Source organism: Pseudomonas sp. GM48 (genome assembly GCF_000282335.1).
GTDB lineage: Bacteria > Pseudomonadota > Gammaproteobacteria > Pseudomonadales > Pseudomonadaceae > Aquipseudomonas.
In genome coordinates, this window is sequence record NZ_AKJM01000113.1 from 21,706 (window position 1) to 30,770 (window position 9,065).

The following is a 9,065-nucleotide window of genomic DNA, read 5'->3' on the forward strand; positions in this document are numbered from 1 at the left end:
CTCAACTGAGGATCAATTCCCCATGACAACCGTATCTACAGGCTGGTATTGCGCCTCAAGGAGGCGACGGCCCATGAACGCAGGTTGAATAGAAGGTGCAACTTACAAAAGGCCCCTTCACGAATCGGGGCTCTATGCATCTGTACATGATGCTGTCTCGGGCATAGGGGGCTTTTCACAGATGCCACATATCCAGCGATCAGAGTCATTGCCCGGAATAGGCTCGTGAAAGTCGCCATATACCGGGATTTCCTGAGGGGTGATGGCACGGTTCTGCGTCCATGCGGCTTCGTCAACAAGCCGTTTATCCATGAGAAAGCTGGCATCGAGTACTAATTGACTAGTATGTTGAATGCCAAGCGTGCAGACGTTTCCATCCTGGTTTGTATGGCCGTAAAGTGACAGTACAGAGCGCGAATGGCCGACCACACCATTGGTAATAACCCCCGGCTGTTGTTGCCGGAAATAGCGATTATCCAGATGGATCGGGAATCTTTTTAAATTATTCATCGCGCCTCCCACCTTCAACCTCAAACGCTAGCTCTACACTCCATTGAAAATGAGTATTGAGGTGCTGCCCGGATGTGTACAGAGACAAAAGCCCAACCAAATTCTGCGACCTTGGTCGATGAATCGGATCAGACCTTGGTCGGATCAGAGGCAGGCCAAACGTCCGGTGGCGGAGTGCCCGGGAGTCAGGGCCCCCGTGTAAAACTGCGCCATTTAAGCCGCTCAACCCAGTTCGTAATCTGCGCCACAATAATTCTGGGTTTGACCATGACGTTCGTTGGAAACCTCGTCAGCCAGAGTATCGAAGATGCAACGGTGCAAACGGCGGCAGAGGCGGGAGCGCGTTATATGGCGAACCTTCTCGAACCTTTCGTCCAAGGATTAACCACTGCCAAAGAACTCCCCGGCGGAACAATTCAGACCATTGACCACCTGCTCTCCAGCACCTCGTTCAGTGCACATGTTGTCTCGGTCAAGATCTGGCTGCCAGACGGCACGATTGTCTACAGCACCAACAAATCCGCGGTCCAGAAAAATTTTCCGACAGAGGAGATCTCGCAGGCGTTGACCGGCAAGATCTATACAGAACTGGACAGTGATCTTGAGGAGGATACTGAGGATGCTTTTGAGCGAAGCCTGAATATTCCGCTCTATGAAATCTTTGCTCCACTGCGTGAAGCGGGTACTGGAAAGATTGTTGCGGTTGGTGAGTTTTACGAAACCGCGCACGCGTTACAGCGCGAAATCAATAACGTTCGCAAGAAAGTTTGGGCGATTGTTGGTGCAGCAACAATGGCCATGATTTTGCTGTTATTTTTTATCGTTCGGCGTGGCGACAAGATAATAAAGCTGCATGAAACAGCACTTAAATGGCGAATGGATGAGCAAGCCAGGTTGCACTCAAATAATGCCGCCCTTCAGCGCAAAGTCACTACAGCCAATCGCGAATTTTCCAGAATCAGTGAACTCACTCTGCGTCGGATCGGGGCGGATCTTCATGATGGTCCTGCCCAGCTGTTGTCACTTATCCTCCTTCGCCTTGAAGAGCTCGAGGATTCGAAAGGCGCCCCAGATGAGGAAGTCCTCGAAATGATCAGACGTGCCGGCGAGGATGCTTTAAACGAAGTGCGGGAAATATCACTGGGCCTGGCACTTCCGGAAGTTACTGATCTGACCCTGCACGATGCGCTGGTATTGCTTGCCGAGCGGCACGAAGAGCGGACCGAGACACGAGTCGATCTGGAGCTTGATACTCTTCCAGACGATGTACCGATAGCGCATAAAATTTGTATTTACCGCTTCGCCCAGGAAGCATTGAACAATGCCTATATTCACGCCGGAGGGAAAGGCCAAAAACTCAGCGCCTCGCACTCCGAAGGGCTACTGGAAGTGCAAGTCGAGGATGCGGGAGTGGGTATTTCAACCGAGAAACCGAGTGTGCCAGGTCGAGGCAGAACTCATCTGGGCCTTGTCGGCATGCGCTATCGCGTCGAATCCCTCGGCGGAATATTCATTATTGAATCGGCACCCCATTGCGGAACCAAAGCCAGGGCGCAGTTCAAAATCTGATCACCCGCCACCCTTTGTAGCAGCTGCCGAGCCCGCGAGGCTGCGTTCGGCTGCGAAGCAGTCGTGAGTCCAGCTGACGCGGTCTGCCTGACGTACCGCAATGACTGATTTTACGACTGCTTCGCCGCCGAACGCCGCCTCGCAAGCTCGGCAGCTGCTACAGATCGCATTAACGCTTATGTCCCGTTATTTTGCTTAATGTTGCCATTCAAGTCGCGGCGTTGAAGAGCACCACATAAGCCAGGTATATGGTCACTTTCCCAATGCCGTCTCACTGCTGCGACTGCCTGCGTCCGGTTACGAACGCGTAGCTTGTACATGACATTCGTCATGTAGTGCTTGATAGTCTTCTCACAGAGCTCAAGCTTGATAGCCACCTCGCGGTTAGTCAGGCCCTTCGATACCTCCCGGATAACTTGTTCTTCGCGATGGGTCAGCTCGACCTTTTGCTTATCACCCGCGTACTGTCTGAAATTGCCTAACAGCTTGCTGGCAAGTCTAGGTGTAATGAAGGTTTCACCAGCGTCAACATTTCTGATGGCTTGTACAAGCTCACGACCGCTTATGCCTTTCAACGCATACCCCTGCGCGCCCGCTTCGAGGGCGGAATATGCGTCCTCGATGGACTCGGATACCGTCAGCATCAAAATCCTAACTGCCGGCGAAGAAGCTGAGATCGCTCGCACGGCAGCAAAGCTATCGCCCGGCATGTTTACATCCATCAGCAAAACATTCGGGGCAAAACGAGCGGCAATTTCCAGAGCATCATCGGCAGACCCGCCCTGCCCGACCACCTGAAAGTCAGCTATTTTCTTCAGCGCCATTGAGACCCCATCCCTTAACAGCGGGTGATCATCGACGATGCCAATCTTGATCATGGAACTCATAGGAAGCTCCTCATAAAGAGGCGATGGAGCTGCATGGTGGTGTCGCGCATTGCATTTTCCACCCCTCGCGCCATGCCGAGTCTGGCAAGCCCCGCCGTCTCCATAATGTTCGGGACGACTGCTGCTGCGGGTTCCAGGGAGTGGTGCAACAAATGAGCCATTAGCGTAAGGCGAAGAAAAAGCTCAAATGAATTAACAAGCTGTTTCTGAGTGATTCAATCGAGAGAAAGGGTGAGGTGGGACTATTACTCAAAATAGGTGGTAAACGCCCGGTTGGGTGGGTGAAATGCCCCATTTATGGCGATAGGTTGTGGCCAGGGTGCCCAGCAGAATCTGCGGGCCAAAGCCTTCCAGAAACATTTCACTCTCCTTGTTCTTATTGGCTGAGGTGAAGGCGATAGAGCGCTCGGGTGAGCGCCCGGTCAGAAATTACTTCGCGCCGTAGACGTCGAAATCGAAGTACTTTTTGTTGATTCGCTCGTAGGTACCGTTGGCGAGAATGGTCGCCAGGGCCTTGTTCAAGTCCTCGCGCAACTCCACATCGTTTTTGCGCAAGCCGATCCCGTCACCCACGCCGAAAAACTTCGGGTCATCCAGGGTCGCGCCCGAGAACTCGTAATCCTTGCCGGCCTCGGTGTTCAGAAATCCGTAGCTGGCCTGGATGGAGCCCTGCAGTGAGGCATCGAGCCGCCCCACGACCAGATCGGCGTAGACCTGATCCTGATTCTGATAAGACAGCACCTCCACGCCCTTCGAGCCCCACACGGCTTTGGCGAAGGCTTCCTGGGTCGAGCCATGTTCCACACCGATGCGTTTGCCCTTTAGCGATTCAATGCTCGGCTGCAATCCCGACCCACGTCTGACCACCAGGCGCGCCGGCGCATTGGAGACCTTGTCGGTGAACGCAATCTGCTCCAGGCGTTTTGGCGTGACCGTCATCGACGAGGCCACCGCGTCGAATTTGCGCGCCAGCAGTGCCGGAATCATCCCGTCCCAGCTGCTTTCGACCCATACGCAACGGGCGTGTATTTCGGCACAGAGTGCTTCGGCGATATCGACCCCGAAGCCGGTCAGCGTGCCATCCTGGTTCTTGTACTCCAGCGGTGGATAGGTGGGGTCCACCCCCAGTCTCAGGACTTTGCCGGACCAGTCGGCCGCACTCGCGAGGCTTGATGCCGTCAGCAATACCAGTGAAACCGCTGCAATGATCTTGTTCATTATTTTCCTCTCAGGTCGCAGATGATGTTTGTACAGATAGACGCTCGCCAGCGCGGCGTCTCAACGCAGAAAACTTTCCACCAACTTGACCCAATAACTCGCCCCGATCGGCAGGCAGGCATCATTGAAGTCATAGCCGGGGTTGTGCAGCAGGCAACCGCTGTCACCCTCGCCATTGCCGACCACCAGATAGCTGCCGGGGCATTTCTCCAGGATGAAGGCAAAGTCTTCACTCGCGGTGAAGGGGCGCAAGTCGTTGATCAACCGCTCGTCTCCCAGCCAGTCCCGTGCGACTTCCCGGGCAATTGCGGTTGACTCCGGATCGTTGATCAACACCGGATGACAATGCTGATAATCGATCTGTGCCTGGGCACCAAAACTGGCGGCCTGGGCGTTGACCAATTCGTTGATCCTGACTTCGAGCAAGCGGCGAACCTCCGGCGTCAGGGCACGTACGCTCAGACTCATGTCGGCGCTGGACGGGATGACGTTCGAGGCGCTACCGGCATGAATCGAGCCTACGGTGATAATCGCCATGTCCTGCGGGCTGACATTGCGCGACACGATGCTTTGCAGGGCGATCACGATCGATGCGCAAACCACCACTGGGTCGACAGCCTTGTGCGGCACCGCGCCGTGCCCGCCCTTGCCGATGATCCTGATGTTCACCGTGTCGGCCGAGGCCATGAATGGCCCGCTATAGAAACCCAGATGCCCGACGGGATACCCGGGGACGTTATGCATCGCGAAAACCGCATCACAGGGAAAGCGTTCGAGCAGCCCCTCCTCCAGCATTTTCCGGGCACCGCCCAAGCCTTCTTCCGCCGGTTGGAAAATCAGCTGAAGCGTACCGTTGAAGGCCCGGGTTTGCGCCAGATACCGGGCGGCTGTCAGCAGGATGGCCGTGTGACCGTCGTGGCCGCAGGCGTGCATGACGCCGTCAATTTGGCTGGCATAGGGCAAGCCAGTGGCTTCCTGAATCGGCAACGCATCCATATCGGCACGCAGGCCGATGGAGCGCCCCTCGCCATTTTTCAGGGTGGCGACCACCCCGGTCTTGCCCACGCCGGTGCTGACCTCATAACCCCAGCGCACCAGACACTCGGCGACTTGCCGGCTGGTGGCGTACTCCTCAAAGCCCAGCTCGGGGTGCGCGTGAATACGGTGACGTAACGCGATCATTTCATCTTTTATCGCTGCAATACCTGGCAGCACGTGGCCGGCATCCATTGTTGTTCTCCTTCGATTGGGACGCGACGCCTGTGAAAGCGCTGTCGGGATCGATCTTAGGGACGGAACCATGGGCTGGGGAGCCCCAGTTTGGTTATGATGACAACCACGGGTTGTCTGAAGGGTAAGCAGATGAAACTGCATCAATTACAAGCACTGATTGCCAGCGCCGAAACAGGCAGTATCCGCGCCGCCGCGCGTTCGCTGGAGATTTCCCAGGCAGCCGTGACCAAGGCGCTACGGGAGCTGGAAACTTCTCAGCAACTACCGCTGTTTAACCGAACCCCCACCGGCCTGAACTTCACTGAATATGGAAAAGTTCTGCTGACCCATGCGCGGCTGGTGATCAAGCAGTTGGAGCACGCGCAAACCGAACTCGATCACATGCGTGGCAAGGCTCAGGGCAGACTGTGCGTCGGTATCACGCCGTGGATCGCCCTGACATTTCTGCCCGAAGTGATCTTGGCCTTTCGCGAGCGAATGCCACAAATACGATTGGAACTGTATGAAAGCCTGATGGCCGTGGCCCAACCACTGCTGCGTGACGGCAGCATGGACTTTGCGATTGGACAGCTTCACCCGGCGCAGTCCACCCAGGAATTTGCCTGCCAAACCTTATTGGAATACCAGGCATCAGTGCTGGTTCGTGAGGGACACCCACGACAGCACGCGCGTTCGATCCATGAACTGCTGGAGCAGAACTGGACCTTGAACTACGCACCGGATGGGCACGATGGATTGATGCAAGAGCTGTTTTGGAAACATGGCGCGCATATCGACGAGAACCGGATTGTGCGGGCCCATTCAATGGCTATTTTGCAGATGATGGTCGAGCGGGCCGACATGTGCACTTGGGGGCCATCCATCGTGAGTATCGCCCCGCCCTTTCTTGGCCGCCTGGTTTCCCTGAACCTGAACGAACAGTTCGAACCTCGACAATTGAGCATCGTGACACGTCGCAGTGTTGCGCTGAGCAATGCGGCGCATTGCTTCACCGACTGCCTGTTGCAAGTCATTCGACGCCACGCTCGATCAGCCAAAAAAGAAGACCGTGCACTGTTTGAAACCTTGAGGCTATTGCAATGAGAAAACGCAACGTGCTCAGCAGGCTGACTACCCAATGCCTGCGCTGACACTCCACCGATATCATCACCAAGGATTTAGCCAGCAAAGTCGGCGCCCTTGATCTCACACTTTGTTACCGCATACCCCATCCGGGGGTAAAAACCTGCTTCGGTAACAGCCTCACGGGCTGCCCCACTCCCTGCCCTCACCTGCCTGCCAAGCCCATCGCACAGCACTTTATGCACTTTCTCAAATGCCCGATCCACGAATTGGCCGGGTGATTGCATATGCTTGTCTGTACAAGTATCTGCGTGTGCATATGACACTTCAGGTTCAGTACACACGCTCTTGCGGCACAAGCGCTTTCGATGGTCCTTAGGAATAAAAACAATGAAAAAAGCATTTCTCACCATTTCTGCATTGGCATTGTGTGTGGCTGCCGGTTCTGCGCTGGCCAAGGAGTACAAGGAGTTGCGTTTTGGCGTCGATCCCTCTTATGCGCCATTCGAATCCAAGGCCGCCGATGGCAGCCTGGTGGGCTTCGATATCGATTTGGGCAACGCGATCTGCGCTGAACTGAAGGTCAAGTGCAAGTGGGTCGAAAGCGACTTCGACGGCATGATTCCCGGCCTCAAGGCCAACAAGTTCGACGGCGTGATCTCGTCCATGACCGTCACGCCAGCGCGTGAGAAAGCCATCGACTTCTCGAGCGAGCTGTTCTCTGGCCCGACCGCACTGGTATTCAAGAAAGGTGCGGCCGTCGGCAACGATCCGGCCTCCCTCAAGGGCAAGACCGTCGGCTACGAGCAAGGCACCATCCAGGAAGCCTACGCCAAGGCCGTGCTGGACAAGGCCGGCGTGAAAACCCAGGCCTACGCCAACCAGGACCAGGTGTACGCCGACCTGATCTCCGGACGTCTCGATGCCTCGATCCAGGACATGCTGCAAGCCGAACTGGGCTTTCTGAAGTCGCCACAAGGCGTCGACTTCCAGGTCAGCGAGCCGGTCGAAAACCCGCTGCTGCCAGCCAAAACCGCCGTGGGTCTGACCAAAGGCAACGCCGAGCTCCAGGCCTTGTTGAACAAAGGTATCAAGGCGCTGCACGACAATGGCACCTATGCGGCCGTCCAACAGAAGCACTTTGGCGATCTGAATCTGTACAGCGGCAAATAATGACCCTGCGCCCATCTCCGGATGGGCACTTTTTTGATTGACGTAGGGCTGCACAATGCTAGAAAACCTATTGCAGATTCTCGGGCTGTCGGGCTTCAGCCTCAAGGGCTTCGGCCCACTGTTGCTGCAAGGCTCCTGGATGACCGTCAAATTATCCTTTCTGTGCTTGCTGGTGAGCGTTGGCCTGGGCCTGATCGGCGCCAGCGCCAAGCTTTCTAAATCGGCGCTGCTGCGTGTCCCTGCGCAGGCCTACACCACGCTGATCCGCGGGGTACCGGACCTGGTGCTGATGCTGTTGATTTTCTACAGCCTGCAAACCTGGCTGACCTCGTTGACTGACTTCATGGAATGGGAATACATCGAGATCAACCCGTTCAGCGCCGGTGTCATTACCCTGGGCTTCATCTACGGGGCGTATTTCACCGAAACCTTCCGCGGCGCCATCCTCGCCGTGCCACGTGGACAAATGGAAGCGGCTACCGCCTACGGCCTGACCCGTGCCCAGCGCTTTCGCCTCGTGGTGTTCCCGCAAATGATGCGCTTTGCCCTGCCGGGCATCGGTAACAACTGGATGGTGATCCTCAAGGCCACCGCCCTGGTGTCGATCATTGGCCTGGCCGACCTGGTCAAGGTGGCCCAGGACGCGGGCAAGAGTAGCTATCAGCTGTTCTTCTTCCTGATGCTGGCTGCCTTGATCTATCTGGTGATCACCACCGTTTCGAACTACGTCTTGCGCCGGATGGAAATCTTCTACGCCGCAGGTTCCCGGGAGGCCGTACGATGATCGAACTTCTACAGGAATACTGGAGACCTTTCCTGTTCCAGGACGGCAATCACATCACCGGGCTGGCCATGACCCTGTGGCTGCTCAGCGCCTCGATCTTCTTTGGCTTCGTGATGTCGATCCCGCTGTCGATTGCCCGGGTCTCAAGCAATGCCTGGGTGCGCTGGCCGGTGCAGTTCTACACCTATCTGTTCCGCGGCACGCCGCTGTATATTCAGCTGCTGATCTGCTACACCGGCATTTACAGCCTGGCCGCCATTCGGGCTCAGCCGGTGCTGGATGCGTTCTTTCGCGATGCGATGAACTGCACCATCCTGGCCTTTGCCCTGAACACTTGCGCCTACACCACGGAGATCTTCGCCGGGGCCATTCGCAGCATGAACCACGGCGAAGTCGAGGCCGCCAAGGCTTACGGCCTGACCGGCTGGAAGCTGTATGCCTACGTGATCATGCCGTCGGCCCTGCGTCGTTCGCTGCCGTACTACAGCAACGAAGTGATTCTGATGCTGCACTCGACCACCGTGGCCTTCACCGCGACCATCCCGGACATCCTGAAAGTCGCGCGGGACGCCAACTCGGCGACATTCCTGACCTTCCAGTCGTTCGGCATTGCCGCGCTGATCTACCTG

At 56.2% G+C, this 9,065-nt stretch carries 9 protein-coding genes; 5 read left to right on the top strand and 4 right to left on the bottom strand.

Annotation, left to right across the window (positions count from 1 at the left end):
• Nucleotides 1-132: 132 nt before the first annotated feature.
• Complete coding sequence (locus PMI28_RS29840; RefSeq protein WP_007989381.1) at nt 133-510, bottom strand: hypothetical protein; 378 nt, start codon at nt 508-510, stop codon at nt 133-135.
• 72 nt (nt 511-582) lie between these two features.
• Here PMI28_RS29840 and PMI28_RS08740 point away from each other — a divergent pair, with 72 nt between their 5' ends.
• The gene (locus PMI28_RS08740) at nt 583-2,079 is read left to right on the top strand and encodes a histidine kinase (RefSeq protein WP_007989383.1); all 1,497 of its coding nucleotides are present in this window, start codon (nt 583-585) and stop codon (nt 2,077-2,079) included.
• Between the two features lie 176 nt (nt 2,080-2,255).
• Here the strand turns inward: PMI28_RS08740 and PMI28_RS08735 are convergent, their stop codons facing one another.
• The 3 genes from PMI28_RS08735 to PMI28_RS08725 form a co-directional block, all read right to left on the bottom strand.
• Nucleotides 2,256-2,966 (bottom strand): response regulator, encoded by a 711-nt coding sequence (locus PMI28_RS08735; protein WP_007989384.1) that lies wholly within the window; start codon nt 2,964-2,966, stop codon nt 2,256-2,258.
• Between the two features lie 429 nt (nt 2,967-3,395).
• Complete coding sequence (locus PMI28_RS08730) at nt 3,396-4,184, bottom strand: ABC transporter substrate-binding protein (protein WP_007989386.1); 789 nt, start codon at nt 4,182-4,184, stop codon at nt 3,396-3,398.
• Nucleotides 4,185-4,244: 60 nt separating this feature from the next.
• Nucleotides 4,245-5,414, bottom strand: coding sequence for a M20 aminoacylase family protein (locus PMI28_RS08725; protein WP_007989387.1), 1,170 nt, complete (start codon nt 5,412-5,414; stop codon nt 4,245-4,247).
• 132 nt (nt 5,415-5,546) lie between these two features.
• Between PMI28_RS08725 and PMI28_RS08720 the strand changes: the two genes are divergently transcribed.
• The 4 genes from PMI28_RS08720 to PMI28_RS08705 form a co-directional block, all read left to right on the top strand.
• Nucleotides 5,547-6,500, top strand: coding sequence for a LysR family transcriptional regulator (locus PMI28_RS08720; protein ID WP_007989388.1), 954 nt, complete (start codon nt 5,547-5,549; stop codon nt 6,498-6,500).
• A gap of 369 nt (nt 6,501-6,869) precedes the next feature.
• Nucleotides 6,870-7,652 carry a transporter substrate-binding domain-containing protein gene (locus PMI28_RS08715; protein ID WP_007989389.1) on the top strand — a complete coding sequence of 261 codons (783 nt, stop codon included), beginning with the start codon at nt 6,870-6,872 and terminating at the stop codon, nt 7,650-7,652.
• Nucleotides 7,653-7,707: 55 nt separating this feature from the next.
• Nucleotides 7,708-8,436 (top strand): ABC transporter permease, encoded by a 729-nt coding sequence (locus PMI28_RS08710; RefSeq protein ID WP_007989390.1) that lies wholly within the window; start codon nt 7,708-7,710, stop codon nt 8,434-8,436.
• Nucleotides 8,433-9,065 (top strand): ABC transporter permease (locus PMI28_RS08705; RefSeq protein ID WP_007989391.1); only part of this gene is annotated, 633 nt, incomplete at its 3' end. The genes PMI28_RS08710 and PMI28_RS08705, both read left to right, overlap by 4 nt.

Bases quoted from the DNA above. Each gene is read 5' to 3' on its own strand.
- PMI28_RS29840 (WP_007989381.1), bottom strand. From the start codon at position 510: ATGAATAATTTAAAAAGATTCCCGATCCATCTGGATAATCGCTATTTC.
- PMI28_RS08740 (WP_007989383.1), top strand. From the start codon at position 583: ATGTGTACAGAGACAAAAGCCCAACCAAATTCTGCGACCTTGGTCGAT.
- PMI28_RS08735 (WP_007989384.1), bottom strand. From the start codon at position 2,966: ATGAGTTCCATGATCAAGATTGGCATCGTCGATGATCACCCGCTGTTA.
- PMI28_RS08730 (WP_007989386.1), bottom strand. From the start codon at position 4,184: ATGAACAAGATCATTGCAGCGGTTTCACTGGTATTGCTGACGGCATCA.
- PMI28_RS08725 (WP_007989387.1), bottom strand. From the start codon at position 5,414: ATGGATGCCGGCCACGTGCTGCCAGGTATTGCAGCGATAAAAGATGAA.
- PMI28_RS08720 (WP_007989388.1), top strand. From the start codon at position 5,547: ATGAAACTGCATCAATTACAAGCACTGATTGCCAGCGCCGAAACAGGC.
- PMI28_RS08715 (WP_007989389.1), top strand. From the start codon at position 6,870: ATGAAAAAAGCATTTCTCACCATTTCTGCATTGGCATTGTGTGTGGCT.
- PMI28_RS08710 (WP_007989390.1), top strand. From the start codon at position 7,708: ATGCTAGAAAACCTATTGCAGATTCTCGGGCTGTCGGGCTTCAGCCTC.